Below are 15504 nucleotides of genomic sequence, written 5' to 3'. Positions count from 1 at the left end.
GATTTTTCTCGACAGCCTTAACTTTTATAATAACGAACCATTATTGGCCACTTTCCAGCACAATTGCGTGATTGTCCTCATCATAAACCTGCATAAAAGCTGAAACCGTCGGCAAATATTCAGCTGCCACATATAAAGTGCCCTTTATGTTTTGCACATTAAGGCTTGCATCTGGCTTTAGGGAAAGTGTCCACTCCCCTTTGCTAATCATCGTCTCTTTGCTTGCCGAATCCCAACGAATGTCCGCTCCCCATGCGCTAAATAGCGCTCTAACCGGTAAATAAATTTTGCCGGATTGCTCAAGTGGTAGATTGTTAGTATTCAATTTCACCTGTACTCCGTCCAACCATACTTGCATGTCCTTACCCACTGGTAGTAACGAGACTGCATCGAGCAGATCACCCTCGCTACGCAGTGGCTTAAGGGCTTGCAAATCGAGACTCAATACCTTCAGCTTGTTATTCAGCGTATCCGTCACATACAATTTCCCGGAAGCAAACGCAACACCGGAAGGCTGATTAAACATCACTTTATCCAATGCTCCAACTTGATCTCCCAAGGTGCCTTGCCCTGCAACTGTGATGACTCTTCCATCTTTCTGAATGGCCCGAACCCTATGGTTCAGACTATCAGCAATCAGCAAGACTCCATCGGCATAGGCGAGTCCACGAGGACGATTGAACAGCGCAGACAGACGATCTCCATTGCGGAACCCTCCAGCCATATATCCAGTCACTGGATCAACTGTCGTTGCTTTGCCCGCAAAGGTCTCAACCATATTGCCTTTAATCAATCGAATCATCTGATTCCCACTGTCAGCCACATAGAGATTACCGGTTTCATCGAACACAAGACCCACGGGCTCATTAAATTTGGCCGAAGCTACCGAACCATCTAAATAAGCACCAATATTACCCTGCTGACCTGCAAAAGTAGTCACAATACCTTCCGGTGTAACTTTGCGAATCACATGATTCAGCGTATCGGCTACATATACATTGTCATTATTGTCTATTGCCAATCCACCCGGCGCGTTAAACTGCGCGGTATTGGGTTGTCCATCTTTATAGCCAGCCGCTCCCGTTCCTGCGAAGGTATATACTTCTCCATTCTTAATTTTACGGATGACATGATTGTCGGTATCACTGATATAGATAATGCCTTTACTGTCAGCAGCGGTATACGTCGGATGATTAAACAAGGCCTTTGCACTATTCGCATCGATATATCCTTCTGCACCTTGTCCAGCCACTGTCTGCAGCTCACCATTACTCCACTTGCTGATAGTACCGCTTCCGGACTGTACGATAATGAGATCATTGCTGCCAGATACAGCAGTCAATCCCCATGGCTGTTTAAGAGAGAGTACAGCGTTAGAAGAGATATTCTGATTTATACTCCCTTGAACGTTGCCGCTTACGGGTTGTACTGCCTCTGCGGTAACGATGCTAGATGGCACTGCGCTTATGAGCATAAATCCACAAACGATGGAGATGAGTTCCTTTTTCATTATGTTTGTTCTCCTCTCGAAGGTTATTGCGCCTTTAAAATAACAAAGATAATCTAATCTGGAGGTTGTCTACTACTACCTCAACAGGGCCGTTTTCTGTATCTTCATTCCTCACGAGAGGAATCGTAACGATATAAGGTTCGGGAAATAATCCATTCAAGAACTCCGGAGTAAGTTTAAGCACAAAGGTATTCTCACCGTTCCGCTCCAGTACATAATCTGTATCTTCTAGTGAAGATGGATCTCCCTCAGAATATTCATAATGATATCTAATCTCCCCTACATCATAACCCAGCGAATGGATGATAAATTCTGGTGCTTCACCTTCACCTATAGGGCCAGTATGGTTAAAATAACTCGGAGTGATCATTCCCTTATAGGTAAAACCGCCATCTGCTATCAGTTGATCCTCTTCCTGTACTTCACCCCCGGAAAGGGCATTCTTTAACAAACCGCCGTTCACCTTGATTTGAACGAAAAAGCTATAAGGAAGTGATTCACGCAGCTGAATGTGAAGCTTATTCTCTCGAATATATACCTCACCTAAATCGAGCTTGTCCTCACTTTGATTCAAAGTAACACTCACCCCATCCCTCGCAGCATTAGGATTAGAGTCATCTGTGATATTAAAGACTAATGGTGCAGTAAACGGCAAAACAATCTCATTATCACGGACGAGATAGTCATAGATATGTTCTCTAAATTCCTGCTGGTCTAACTCAGGCGCACCTAGTGGATTTGGTGTTGGCTCCGGTGTTGGTACCGGCGATGGTGTTGGTGTTGGCGTTGCCGTTGGTGTCGGCGTTGGTGTTGGTGTTGGTTCCAGCGTCGGCGTTGCTGTTGGCTCCGGCGTCGGTGTTGACGTCGGTTCCGGTGTCGGCGTTGGTGTAGGTCTCGCCGGCGGTGTTGGTCTCGTCATATCTAAGAGAGCTGAACTAGATAGATCATAGTTAATCTGAGGTGGAATTGTTGGAATAGGCGGACTTGAGTGAACGGGCATAGTGGCTTTGATTTGCTCGAGTAGTTGCTCGATTTTTTTCTTAGCCGATTCGAATTCCAATACCTCTTCTTCGTTCAGATATTTCAAATGCTGCTCTAGCGCAAATTGTGGTAATGCATTTAGGGACAACTGCGACTCTATCCATTGTTGATTCTCCATAATTAACTGCTGGGAGGCTGTTATCATACGCTCAATTAGCGTGGGATCAATAGTCGAAACTACATGAACTGTTCCTTCCAGAACTCCCAGATAATCGCCGTTATTCCCTATCCCATTATTAAGGACTACGTTACCTTGGCTATTAACGCTAACAAAAAACTCTGTACCCATAACGCCCATAATAGCCGTTGGTGTCTCAATCTCAAAGCGAGAATCGCCATCCAGTTTCTTTTTCACCTTGATCAGGACTTGCCCGTTTTGCAGCTTCAGGCTTGTTTTCCCACCCAATGCCTTTGCGCTTTCTACTAATTGGCTAATGGTAAGCGTAGTGCTAGCTCCGATCGTAACTTCTTTGTTAGCATCAAGATCGAGGCTAATTTGCCCATCATTGCCTGTTATAATCGTATCACCTTGGGTAATCGCCATTCCTTTAAAAGCGTTGAATTTCTTCGTTCCACCGCTCTTTTTCACTTCAGACTTGCCTGAGACCGCAGTTATTTTCCCAACTTTGACGCTATCCTTCGCCTCTGTGACAACTGCTGGCCAAAGAATACTGAACAACAGCATAAACGACAGTGTAAGCTTTAACGACCTCATCTCAATCCCTCCAGTTCATAGACACTGATTCCTTGTTCCTTGCCCTTTACCTTGATCTCTCCTAATGAAACGGCTGATACTCTATCTTTTACAAAAGCATAGGTAGCCTCACTGATGAGGATTTGTCCAGGCTTCGCATTGCTTTCCAGACGGGCTGCCGTGTTGACGGTGTCGCCAATCGCTGTATAATCCATCCGGGTCTTGGAGCCGATATTCCCGAATACAGCTGGACCAGTATGCACCCCGATACCGAATTTCACTACAAGACCAAACCGTTCGAACAGCTTTTGTTCCACCGCAGCCGAGCCTTCCTTCATCGCCCACGCCGCCTTCACCGCTTGCATTGGATGATCCTCCAGCAGCAATGGAGCATTAAAGATCGCCATCGTGGCATCCCCGATAAACTTGTCCAGAGTGCCATCATACTTAAAAATACAACCCGCAGTCAGATCCAGATACTCATTCAGAATCTCAACAATCTCCTCTGGTTCAGCAGCCTCCGACAACGGAGTGAACCCGCGAATATCAACGAATAACAATGTTAGCTCTCTGCGGCTTCCTCCCAGCTTCAGCCCTTCTTTACCGTTCTTGAGAATTTGATCGACAACCTGCGGGGCAACATATCGACCAAAAATATCCGTAACTCTACGTTTCTCCATCAGTTCTTCTAAATATTGAAAAGCTATTACGATAATACAACTAACGATTAGAAAGGGAATCACATAACCCAGTGAAATTACTATCCCTTGGTCATAGAAAAAACGACCTGCAAAGATAAGAAGGGCAATGATGACCACAATGACCACATAGGAATATAGCATCTTCACTTTACGGAATAGTAGATAGGCTAGGAGCGCAACAAAAAGCAACACTACCTCGTTCCACTTCCAATCCAGTACCCGCTTATAATTATCGTCCAGTAGAGATTGAATGATATTTGCATGAATTTCCACACCATATAACGTATTTTTTCCGCTAATTGGTGTTAGGAAGTCATCCTTAAACCCTGTAGCATAGGGCCCTATAAGCACAATTCTATTCTCAAAATAAGATGGTGGAACCTCTCCGCTAAGAACCGCCGAATAAGGAATCTCCTCAAAGTCGCCATTGCCACCTGAATAAGGGATATAAAAGCGCCCAAAGTCATCCAGTGGGAGTTTCTGCGGATCAGCAGTGCCCCCCATCGCCTCTCGATATTTCTGGTAGACCGTCCATGACAAGCTGTGAATAGACTCCCCTTCATAGTCAAAAGAATAAAGAGCCTTACGCACCACTCGATCAGTATCCGTAATAGTATTGATATGGGCGGTTGCAGCCGCAGCCTTCCGCAAAGCCTCAAACGGCTGGGATAGCTCCAGCGCTTCGATCTTTCCCTGCTCGGTATTTGGCGCAAATGTGCCATATACCGGCAAAACTACATTCCCCGCACGGGCCACAGCCGCAGCGAATTCTGTATCCGCCTCCGGGTCCTCCGAGCCTACAGGGAACGTAAGGTCAAAACCGATCACTGCTGGATGTCCCTCGGAGAGCGTATCTAACAGCTGTGCATGAACATTTCTGCTCCACGGCCAGCTGCCAAAGTCCTCCAAGCTCTGATCGTCTATCCCGATGATAGCAATCGTAGTATCCACAGACCGCTCGTGCTGCATCACGCGGTCTTGTAACAGATGATCAATGGAGTCAAGACTCCCTCTATACAGTAGAACCGTAAAAATCACCGTAAGTAGAAGCAAAATATGTGCTAACTTTACTCTCAAGGTTCGTTTCTCCAATCTATGTATTATGCAATGAGTCCGAGCCAGCGCTATAATAAGCGTTCAAATACGTTGGTAATTGATAAGCAAAGAAGAAGGGGGCAGTGGATAACAGAATAAGGAATATAAGCAATCATGGATGAATACCCATTCCTGCGCCAATTGGAAGAAGTGCCGTAACAAGGAGAATAACTGCCGGATCATCGTGAATAACTAGTGTAACAACGAAAGATATCATTATGACTGCCAGCAGGAAGCTAGATTATGTCTATTAAAAATTTATTCAAAAATATTATATATGAAAAATCATATGAATAGTAAGAATTTCCTGCTTTGCTAGAAGAAAAGGAATATAGAATGCAAAAAATGACAAAAAGCAGGCCAGAGTTACCTCTGCCTGCCTTTGCCATACTATTCTTATAAATTGATTATTCCATATAACAGTTTTGCAATTTCAGCACGGGTTACTTTGCCACGAGGATCGAAATGATTGTCGCCCTTACCGTCAAGGATTCCCTTAGCTTGCAATTCACTTACCGCTTGCTTCGCCCACTCTGATACGCTGTTTATATCCTTAAAGCTTGCAGTAGCAGCAATGGAAGACTGCACTCCAGCTTTGTATTGTATCAATTTCTGCAGGACAACAGCCGCTTCTTCACGTGTAATTGCATCTTTAGGACGGAACTTGCCATCACTGCCTTGGATGAGTCCAAGCTGGACAGCTTTGTCTATCGATGATGCATAATAAGCATCTTTTGATACATCTACAAAAGCACCATTCCCCGTAGTTTCACTTGTCTCATTCAATCCGAGTGAACGAATGGCTAGTGTAACAAAATCTGCACGGGTTACATTCGCTTGTGGACCATAGTGCGTATCGTCGATACCCTTAATCACATGCTTAGCCGTCAGCTTGGAAATGTACAGTTCTGCCCAGTGACCAGCGGTATCCCTAAATTGCTTATGGTATTCCAGTACCGCAAAGGAAGAGAAATGATCTGTTGTAAAGGTAACGGTATTATCCTTAAACACTCCACCCAAATATTCCAACGTGCTGCCATTTACATAATATACACCCGCAAAATCTGTATCCAGCTTAGCAAGCTGTTCTTTGGTCAGCGTCAAGGTAATCGTAACAGCACCTTTAAGCTGGTGGATAGCCGTTTCTTTGCCCCCTGCTGATATACTGAGGTTCAGAATAACGTTAGCTCTGGATGGACTCATTCCAGCGACATTGCTTTGTACAGCTGTCGTACTTGTATCAACGCTCAGCAGCAGCATGTCACTTCCGGCCGGGATCGCTGGTAAAGAGCTTGTTGGTACGCTTAATGTAACGCTGGAAGATACAATATTCAGATTCAGCTTCTTGTCGGCAGCCTGTTGGATGCTCGTTGCATCAAGTGCAATTCTAATCTGATCTTGAGCCGAGGTTGCTCCGCCTACGCTAATCTTTAGGCTTCCCCCTGTAGCAGCTTCCTCTATCAGCTTCTTCAAGGCTGACGGATCAGCTGTATACGTTCCATTACTTCCTAATGCCAGTTCAATGTTTCCTTTTCCCGCTCCAGGTGTGGCTGTAGGCGTTGGAGTCACTGTTGGCACTGGTAAAACTACTGGAGGTGCCGATGTCACCTCTGGTGCTGGTGTCGGCGTCACTTCTGGCGATGGCGATACCTCTGGTGTTGGTGTTGGTGTTGGTGTTGGTGTTGGTGTTGGTGTTGGTGTTGGTGTTGGTGTTGGTGTTGGTGTCACCTCTGGTGTAGGTGTTACATTCTCTTTCCCAGTGTAGAAGCCCCAAATGTCTGAAAGCACACTACCAGAGTTATCATCCTCGACTTTTGTATACCACTGGTAGTAGCTTTCTGGATTTAGCTTACTCCAAGTGACCTGAGTCTCCGTACCGCTCTCTACTTGCTGCTGGGTCGCGATTGTCTGATCACTGTAAACCTTAACTCCAATGTAATCGGTAGCTACACGTTTGGTTACAGGCTGCAGATCGAGATCTAGTACGAACTCATCTTTGCCAGGGAACTCATTTTCATCATAATAATTATAATCATCCAAGTAAGGCGAATAAGTCTTCACACGAAGCTTGTTGTTAGCTACATCGAACTGAAGCAGACGAATATAACCAAGTCCACCCTCTTCGGCACCTTGATAATCTGCCAGCATTTGATATACACTGCGGTCCGCAATGCCATCTCCATTATCATCCAACTCATCTACCTTAAGCTCCGCATCATGATAATGACCGGACAAAGCTGCGATTACGTTCTTGTTAGGTTTTACAACCTTTTCAAAGATCGTATCGGCAATCGGTGCGCGGTTATTAGATACGAGCAGGTATTCATGAAGACAAAGAATCGCTTTACGTTCTGGATAACGAGCAACGATCTCATTCATCCATTCAATTTCTTCTTCAGCCAGTCCCCAGCCCATATATACGATAATGAAGTCATTTCCGTTCGCAGATACTAAATCATAATGGCCCCGGTTGTTGTCATAGGATCCGCCAAAGGTTGGCATGTCCTTAAATCTCCATTCCCCAAAGTATTGCCAGAATTTCGTGTAATCTCCGGTTTGATGGCCTACATCATGATTACCCGCAAGAACACCATATGGAATACCTGCATCCTCAAGTACCTTCATATCCCGATCGGCTTCTTCCCATTCATATTCCTGATAGGATTTGTCCACTATATCTCCGGTATGAATTACATATTTCAAGTTCAAATTATCCTTATTGTCGGCAATCCACTTTACATTTTTCTGATAAATGTAAGGGTAGCTTTGAGAATAATATTGCGTATCAGACATCCATACAAAAGAAAAATCATAGGTATCCTGCGTAACTGTAGGTGCAGTCTTAGTCGCGGACGCAATCTCATCCTGAACCATGACAGCAATGCTACCTCCGCTAGCGAATTCTCCAACAGTCACCGTAGATTTCAGTTCAAAATCCTCAGTACCAGCAATCAAATGATCCAGCTGTATCCACTTCTCTTCAGCAGGACTCCACGCGTAGAGACTTACTTTACGACCTGGAAGTGAATTACCCTTCCATTCAATATCCACACGATCTGAAGCCTTCACCGATTCATCCAGCTTAATTTCATAGCGCTGATATGGGAATTGCAGGGCCGCATCGTTAATTAAGTACTGTCCGTCAACTGCACTTATTTTGCTGTATTCGTCACTGCTAAGGGCTTTTTCGCCCGCAGGAACGGATTGCTTCGGCGGTTCTGTATCGGATGCGTTCTTAAATCCAGTAAATCCTTGCTCTGGATGGTTACCATCGTACTTGAAGCCTCTATAGAAGGTAACATCCATCTTATCCTGGTTAGGATCTTCAACCTTAACCTTCAAGGTCGGATTCGTGCCCACACCAATCTCCCAGTTCTGAGGTGAGATCAGGAGTGGTGCAAATGGATTTTCATTCGGTACATGGAATGTAATTACCTTTTCCACCTGATTACCTATCTTATCCAATGCGGTGATAGAAAGCGTATGGTCTCCACCGGACAACTTTCCGGATGAAGTAGCATAAGGCAGTTCAATAACATTGCCGTCCAGCTTCACGCTAACTTTATCTACACCTGCGTAAGTATCCTTGATCTCAGCAGTAATTACGAAATTACCACGATAAGTTTTTCCATCTTCAATCGATGCTTTAATAGATGGTGGCGTGTTGTCTACAACTACGTTTGACGATACCTTGGATCCACCTTCGGTCACTGTTACTTTATGTTCTCCGTCCGTTATTTCTGTAGTATTCCAGTTATAAGCCTTCGAACGGAACAAATCAGATTTCAGATCGAACCGGAAGCCGATGGATTCATGCTTACCTGCGCTGTCCCCCATCTTAATTTCTTTATCACGTTCTGCATAAGCAGGGTCCCAAACTTCAGTACCGTCTGCAAGTAATAGGCGCACATTCTTTACTTCAAAATCATCTTTATTCTCCTCGGGACGAGGGTCAAAAGGCGATGATTTAGAGCCCGCCCGAATGTAGATCACATTATCCTTGCCCACTTGCAAAGCGGCAGAGGAGATCGGGAAGGTCAATGTCGTATACGTAGTAATCGGGTCCATAAAGGTGTATAGAATACTCGCATCCCCTAATTCTTCTGGTCCCATGGTGATACCGTTTTTGAAATAATAATCTACATTCTTCGCATCAAATACAAAGTAAGCATCATTCTCAAGCGCGGCATATACCTCGTTATTGCCAAGCACCTTATTGTCGATGCTCAGGCCCACTTCATCAGCCTTTGCGGTAGCAGAGGTTCCTTTTACCGTCATAGAGCCATTAATGAATTGCCCATCCTTCACATTCAAACGAAGTGATGATTGATCTGGACCACCTGTAATTTTCACTTTCATTACCGGAGATTCAGTCTCATTTGTGCCATCGGAAACGACGAAATAATATTGTATTTCATTTCTGCCGATCAAATCAGCAGACGACAATTTATAATGATACAAGCTATCGTTAAAGTCTTGGGATAAATTATGGCTGACAAAATCAGGCTGCTTATCCGAAGCTACCCTTACTTCTACAGACGTAACGGCTTTATTGTCATCCGCGAAAGCCTTCAAATCCAGACTCATAGACTGATCAATCTCCGTTACAGCAGTCAGATCATTTACCGTCGGATTTTCGGTATCCGGATCCACATGGATCGGTGTGTTAGGAAGCAGTGCAACATCTACCTGCCCTGGTGACGGAACCGCTGATCCTGTGCTAATCTTGAGCATTTTACTTTGCCCATTCACAGGATACTTGTATAGAAGGGCTTTATTTTCTTTGGTGTCGTCACCTTTAGCCCCACCATCATAGGTAAGATCAGCATCATAATACGCAGAGGAGATTTCTTTCTCGGTATTACTTTTGATTACGACGGCCCGGCGGCCAGAGTTCGCCATCCCATCGCTTTTGATTTGAAAGAGATTCGTGCCATCCATCAGATTAGTGTTGAATTCTGCATTAAAATCACTAGCGGTGTATGTACTGTTAGCACTATTAATAACCCAAAACACTACGGACTGCTGTGCAGGAATTACAAAACTCTCTTTCGTAGAGGGCCACTTCACATCAGAAGCATTGCCTTTATCAGGATAGCGATAATAGATCTTGTAGTTTTTAAAATCAATCGGCGCATCAGTATTGTTATACACCTCAATGAATTCAAAAGCATCGCTGCTCGTACCTTTTACATTCGTCGAATTGGGCAGCAGCTCTGTAATTAACAGCGGCGGCACACTATTCGAATCGAATGCAGGCAGGTTCACATGAACAGAATAGCTCTCTGTTACATTGTTTACACGAATGCTGTAGTGCAGTTCTGGTTCTTCCAGTGCAGCCGCAGGAATCACGGCCGTATATTCCCCATCACCTTTTGAGGTCATGGTGATTACCGTATCTTTCACCTGAGAAGGAGAGCCGTATTGCAACTTCACTACCGGTAGTGTTCCGTCTGGTCCAATCTCTAGGTTCGTAATCTTCGCGGTGATGGGAAGGTCCGCTGGATCCACATTGCTCTGCGAGTGGTGTTCAATTACCGGTTGCTTGTCTCCAGGATCTAGCTCAGGCAGTTGTTCTGGATCTACGGTTCCTGGTGTAGCCGCAACCGTTCCCGAAATCGCCATGAGACTCATCATAGAGCTGTCGGATTGCGAATACTTATAGAAAATCCCGTTGTTTTCCTTCACCTGTTCTTTTCCATAAGAAGCAGAGACAATAAGAGCATCTCCTGCTTTACTTTTAATTTGTAAGTTGCGCGCAGAAGCGTTGGCCATACCACCGCCACCGTTAATACGGAACAGGTTTACACCTTCCTGAAGAGATGCAGAAGGATTAAAGTTTTTGATGAAATCCTCGGCAGGAACACTCAGATTATTGCCGTTCATAATCCAGAAGACGATATTTCCATGCGCCGGTATGACCGCATCGCCATTTGGTGTCCAAGTATCTTTGTCATTATAAAAGAAATAATAATCCTTAAAGTTAACCGGCTCGTCCGTATTATTGTAAACCTCAACAAATTCGTAACCATCTACAGAGCTACCATCCGCGCCTTTTACATTTTTAGTATCTGGAACAACCTCTGTAATAAGTAAAGAGCCTGGATTGGTTGGTGTCGCGTATACATCTGTCATTACAGTCGGTTGACTTAAAAGCGTGTTGAGCTCAACCTGTTCATCAAAATGTGCTCCTAATTCGGAAGATGTCTGCTCCGTATCCGGCTGCTGTTCTTCCGCATATCCTGCTGGAACCATGATCCCCAACATCAGACTACTTGCAATTACGCTGGATAGATAACGTTTAGCTTTTGCTGTTATTCTCAAAACTCCGAACACTCCCCGTAAGTTTGATTGTGACCCTTCTGCATAAATATGCAATTTAGATCATCTGGAAATTATACTAGGGGTATATTATCGCTATATCATTTCAATGTTAAATCTTTAGGTTATCTTAAATATTGTTTAAGCTTCAGCTCAGCTTTCCGGGTTATAATAGAAATAAGTTAAACCACAACCATCACAGACACTTTCAACAGAAACCATAGAACGTTATTCGTAAAATAAGAAAAGAGGACTCTAATGGATATAAAAAGAGTGATTATAGTAGGAACCGTAGTTATAGTAATGTCTTTCGGAAATGCTTGGAGTAGCCTTACTGCTAACGCAAGCTCGTCAACTCAATGGTCCACCACAAGTGTTGCGGATAAAGACGAATTATTATTGAAAGCCCTTAACCAACCCACAGATGATGATCTGTACGATGCCTTATATGACGGCAAATCACTTCAAGATATTGCAATAGAACAAAACACAGATATTGAAGATGTGATCGATCTACAGGTAACCCAGCTAACGGAACAGCTAGATTCACGACTAGCTTCCGGAAATATTACAATCGAGCAGTATGCAGCACACAAAGCGGAGCTGAGGGACATCGTTACGGAGAGCGTTCTCACTTCTTTCGGCTAAGAAAGATACATACATTGGCCGTACAACATTTCTCCGCGCCCAAGCTATAACGCCTTGGACGTCCCTAATGGACGGTAAGCGTTTATGCGAGAAATATAAGGATAATATATAGCTTGGAGATTATAAATTCTTATATTTAAATAAAGAGGGTGATCCGATAGCCATTGAATGGCTATCGGATCACCCTCTTCGTATATTCAACGCTATTTAACTGAATTCCTAAGTCTCTATCTTGTTATCTCTATTGATCTCCAGTATATCCAGGAAGAATACAAAAATTGGAATACCGAGAATTAGACCCCATACGCCCATATAGTGCTCAGAGAAGAGAAGTACGATAAAGGTGTAGAACATAGGCAGGTTCATTTTGGATGACATCAGTTTTGGATTTAAGAAGTAACCCTCGACAAAATGTAGTATGGCGATCATAACCAATACATATATCGTCATTGCTATACCACCAATGTTGTAACCAATAATACAAAGTGGTATTAAGGAGATTACAAAGCCTACAACTGGAATCAAACTAAGCAGGAAGATCATAATCGATAAGGCGAATAAATACGGAAAACCTAAGATCCAGAGTCCGATCACCGTAAAGCATGTATTAAACAGCGCGATCAGAATTTGCGCTTCGATCACTTTACCAAACGATGAGATGAATTTTCTACCGAAATACTCAAGCTCAACATAGAACCAGGAAATCTTGCTCTCTTTAAGACGGGCAGTGAAACTGACAATTCTGTTCTTCTCAAGGATAAAGACAAAGCTCAGAATGGTGGATAATACGAAGCTTGTGCCCCAATTACTTATTTTCAGGACGTATTCAAGACCATCTTTCACATAAGACTGGTAGTTCAAATCCTTAAGCTGGGCAAATAAATACTGCACGATTTCGTTCTGCGGAATGTTTGCAGGGGTTAAACTGGTCAGAAAATTAGTTAACTGCTTTATCTGTGTGAAGACCTTCGGTAAATAATTCACTAAGGTCACTACGATCAGAGCAATCAGAGCTAAATACAAAATAACAATAATGACTTTACTGTTGACCGCAACATATTTATTGATTCGCTTCGTGAGCAGCACCTGAAAGCTGTTCATTACATAAGCAATCAGAAATGTTAACAGTACTAAATTGAGCATATCTCTAATACTGAATAGCAGCAGGGCAACCAGCCCCAAAATAAAAAAACGCCGGACCGTTAAATTCGCGTAATAACGCTTAAATACTTCCATCTGTTCTCTCCATTCGCCTACCAATTAGTACTCTAATTATAGTCTACAGTAAGGAATTCACTTATAGCAACTAGTGATTCGCCCAAATTGGCGAAATTTCTCACTTTTTGTAAACTCCTAATGAACATAGGGAAAGCTGATATCCATTCCATACATTTCCTTAGCCGTTTATGAGCCTCCCGTTGTGTTCATTAACTTAACGATTCGACTCTTCTGATCGTAGTTGAGATCAATATGTAGATCCTTGCATAATTGTATAAACGGAACCATCAGGGTCCCTTTCCTCATTTCGGGCGCACTTCCTATCAGAGCTACTCTTTGGTTATTCAAGGTTAATTCCATAGGTGAATCTATATGTTTAACCTGCTCAAGAGTTTGGACTGCAGTTAGACTCTGACTTCCCCCGTTGATCCGGGAGGCATTCCGGTCCGTTCTCGCATTGATCCCATCCTGGATTTTAAATGTTAGCGAAATTCCGAGTGAATCACATGCCGATAGCAATCGGTCATTGTATGATCCATAAGGAAAGGCAATCGCTGAATCGGTATTCCCCAGCTCTTCCTTCAGTCTTTGCTCCGCCTTGGCTAAATCACGAGTAACTCTGCTGTAGTACTCCGTATTCATTTCGTTTCTGTTCTCATCATCGATATATAACAAAGCACTGGCGGCTGGCCGCTCCCCACCCTCAGCATCCACGATACCATAATGGTGTAAATCGTACGTGTGACTATAGAATCCCATTCCGTCCCGCTTCATTTCCCGCATCTGCTCCCAATTGAGCTTCGGCACACTATTCGGATCTGGGTGATCAATCGTAGATACGATAACAAAATTCACTGCCGTATAGCCATATTTTTTGAGAATAGGAAAAGCCAACTCATAAAAGCTCTCATATCCATCATCAAAAGTCAGCAGCACCGCATTATCTGGAACCGTGCCGCCATTCAGCATAAATTCACGATATTGTTCCATCGTAATCACGTGAAACCCTTCTTGCTTCAGCAGGTTCATTTGATCATCAAACCGATCGGCAGATAAGATCCAAGGAAACTGCGGCATTGGCTTCTCTGAAAGATGATGGTACATCAGCACAGCTACATGGTCTCTATAGTAAATACCTTTCGGAAGTGCCCCCTGCTTCTGCCAGCCGATACGCATATTAAGGGCCTGTTCTGCTGCAGCCTTGGGAATCATTAGCTCATCAGGCGAGCCCGGATATGTAGCTACTGTCTTAATGATTTGACCGTTCACATCTATAGTAACTGCAGAAGACTCGTGTTGATTGTTGAAAATAGCAGCAAGACTTATTAGCAGAACAATGACTAAAAGTATCATATATTTTTTCGTATGCAATCTCTGAATCTCCTTAAAAAGTTCTTTTATTCACTATGTAACTACATATTTGGTGACAGTTCCACCTACTTTTGGTTACATTTTCTTTTTAATTTTGTTTCTTATCATAAAAATAGGAGGCGAACCCTAAGCCTGAACTGGCTTAAGGAACACCTCCCTCACATGGAGATCTATATATAATTATGTACATCTATGTGTAATTGTAGACGGTCTAGGATCTTCTCTTGTCTACAAAGTAATTTTCTTCCCCTAGCTCGTCCACAAACTGCTGCAGCCAATCATAATATTGAACGGCATGCTCCAGCTTCTCCAGATCCTTCAGGCAGAATTGCCGCTCCTCCTCAGGGGTATCCACGGCATGAACCAATCCCTCCAGCTCAGGAATAACAACATCCAAGGCTTGCCTCATGACATCAATCTCCCGCTGCAGCTTCATTCCAAAAAAGTTCTTAAAGGTCTGAAAGAAATCTGTTTCCACTGCATACAGATCTTTTCGCTCCCGCTTCTCCTCCAGCTTGGTCACCATTTTGGAAGCCATCAAAGATCGGACTCCATAGCTCATATTACTCTTACTCATATTCATCACATTCTTCATCTCTTCAAGCGTCATCGGCCGGTCTTCAAAGAACATAATTCCATACAGCTGCCCGAATGAGTAATTGGCGCCATATAAGTCCATCGTCTGAGCAATTGCATCAATCATCGGACGCAGCAGCTGCTCGCGTGGAGATAAGTCTCTATTCTCTTCACCAAAGGCTACCTGTTTCATAGCTGCACCTTCATTCCACTTAGAATCTAACTTCTATTTTACACAAAATAGCAACTACTTTCGCTAATCTCTTAAACTTTTACATAATCTCGCATCGATCTTTACGCCCGCTTGACCACGCAGCTGCTCGATGAGT

General features: G+C 43.7%; 8 protein-coding genes. 1 reads left to right on the top strand and 7 read right to left on the bottom strand.

The genetic code is table 11. The features are described from left to right. Nucleotides 1–40: 40 nt before the first annotated feature. From ACFWMP_RS24095 to ACFWMP_RS24080, 4 genes are all read right to left on the bottom strand, one after another. Nucleotides 41–1510 (bottom strand): stalk domain-containing protein, encoded by a 1470-nt coding sequence (locus ACFWMP_RS24095; RefSeq protein ID WP_379424888.1) that lies wholly within the window; start codon nucleotides 1508–1510, stop codon nucleotides 41–43. A gap of 34 nt (nucleotides 1511–1544) precedes the next feature. Then, nucleotides 1545–3266, bottom strand: a complete 1722-nt coding sequence (locus ACFWMP_RS24090) for a FecR family protein (RefSeq protein ID WP_379424887.1) — start codon at nucleotides 3264–3266, stop codon at nucleotides 1545–1547. After that, nucleotides 3263–5023 (bottom strand): CHASE2 domain-containing protein, encoded by a 1761-nt coding sequence (locus ACFWMP_RS24085; protein WP_379424886.1) that lies wholly within the window; start codon nucleotides 5021–5023, stop codon nucleotides 3263–3265. The genes ACFWMP_RS24090 and ACFWMP_RS24085 overlap by 4 nt, the downstream gene beginning before the upstream one ends. Before the next feature lie 414 nt (nucleotides 5024–5437). Then, nucleotides 5438–11365, bottom strand: a complete 5928-nt coding sequence (locus ACFWMP_RS24080; RefSeq protein WP_379424885.1) for an S-layer homology domain-containing protein — start codon at nucleotides 11363–11365, stop codon at nucleotides 5438–5440. A gap of 255 nt (nucleotides 11366–11620) precedes the next feature. Here ACFWMP_RS24080 and ACFWMP_RS24075 point away from each other — a divergent pair, with 255 nt between their 5' ends. Then, nucleotides 11621–12010 carry a hypothetical protein gene (locus tag ACFWMP_RS24075; RefSeq protein ID WP_379424884.1) on the top strand — a complete coding sequence of 130 codons (390 nt, stop codon included), beginning with the start codon at nucleotides 11621–11623 and terminating at the stop codon, nucleotides 12008–12010. Nucleotides 12011–12229: 219 nt separating this feature from the next. Here ACFWMP_RS24075 and ACFWMP_RS24070 read toward each other — a convergent pair whose 3' ends face one another. The 3 genes from ACFWMP_RS24070 to ACFWMP_RS24060 form a co-directional block, all read right to left on the bottom strand. Continuing rightward, complete coding sequence (locus tag ACFWMP_RS24070) at nucleotides 12230–13246, bottom strand: AI-2E family transporter (protein ID WP_042184192.1); 1017 nt, start codon at nucleotides 13244–13246, stop codon at nucleotides 12230–12232. A gap of 168 nt (nucleotides 13247–13414) precedes the next feature. Further along, nucleotides 13415–14599, bottom strand: coding sequence for a polysaccharide deacetylase family protein (locus ACFWMP_RS24065; protein ID WP_339244370.1), 1185 nt, complete (start codon nucleotides 14597–14599; stop codon nucleotides 13415–13417). Between the two features lie 211 nt (nucleotides 14600–14810). Then, nucleotides 14811–15368 carry a GbsR/MarR family transcriptional regulator gene (locus ACFWMP_RS24060; protein WP_042184190.1) on the bottom strand — a complete coding sequence of 186 codons (558 nt, stop codon included), beginning with the start codon at nucleotides 15366–15368 and terminating at the stop codon, nucleotides 14811–14813. Nucleotides 15369–15504: the final 136 nt, after the last annotated feature.

It is taken from the genome of Paenibacillus sp. NPDC058367 (assembly GCF_042723305.1).
GTDB lineage: Bacteria > Bacillota > Bacilli > Paenibacillales > Paenibacillaceae > Paenibacillus_AQ.
This window is presented reverse-complemented; position numbering and strand designations above follow the sequence as displayed.

Coding starts and splice junctions, on each gene's coding strand:
- ACFWMP_RS24090 (WP_379424887.1), bottom strand. CDS start 3,266: ATGAGGTCGTTAAAGCTTACACTGTCGTTTATGCTGTTGTTCAGTATT.
- ACFWMP_RS24070 (WP_042184192.1), bottom strand. CDS start 13,246: ATGGAAGTATTTAAGCGTTATTACGCGAATTTAACGGTCCGGCGTTTT.
- ACFWMP_RS24095 (WP_379424888.1), bottom strand. CDS start 1,510: ATGAAAAAGGAACTCATCTCCATCGTTTGTGGATTTATGCTCATAAGC.
- ACFWMP_RS24060 (WP_042184190.1), bottom strand. CDS start 15,368: ATGAAACAGGTAGCCTTTGGTGAAGAGAATAGAGACTTATCTCCACGC.
- ACFWMP_RS24075 (WP_379424884.1), top strand. CDS start 11,621: ATGGATATAAAAAGAGTGATTATAGTAGGAACCGTAGTTATAGTAATG.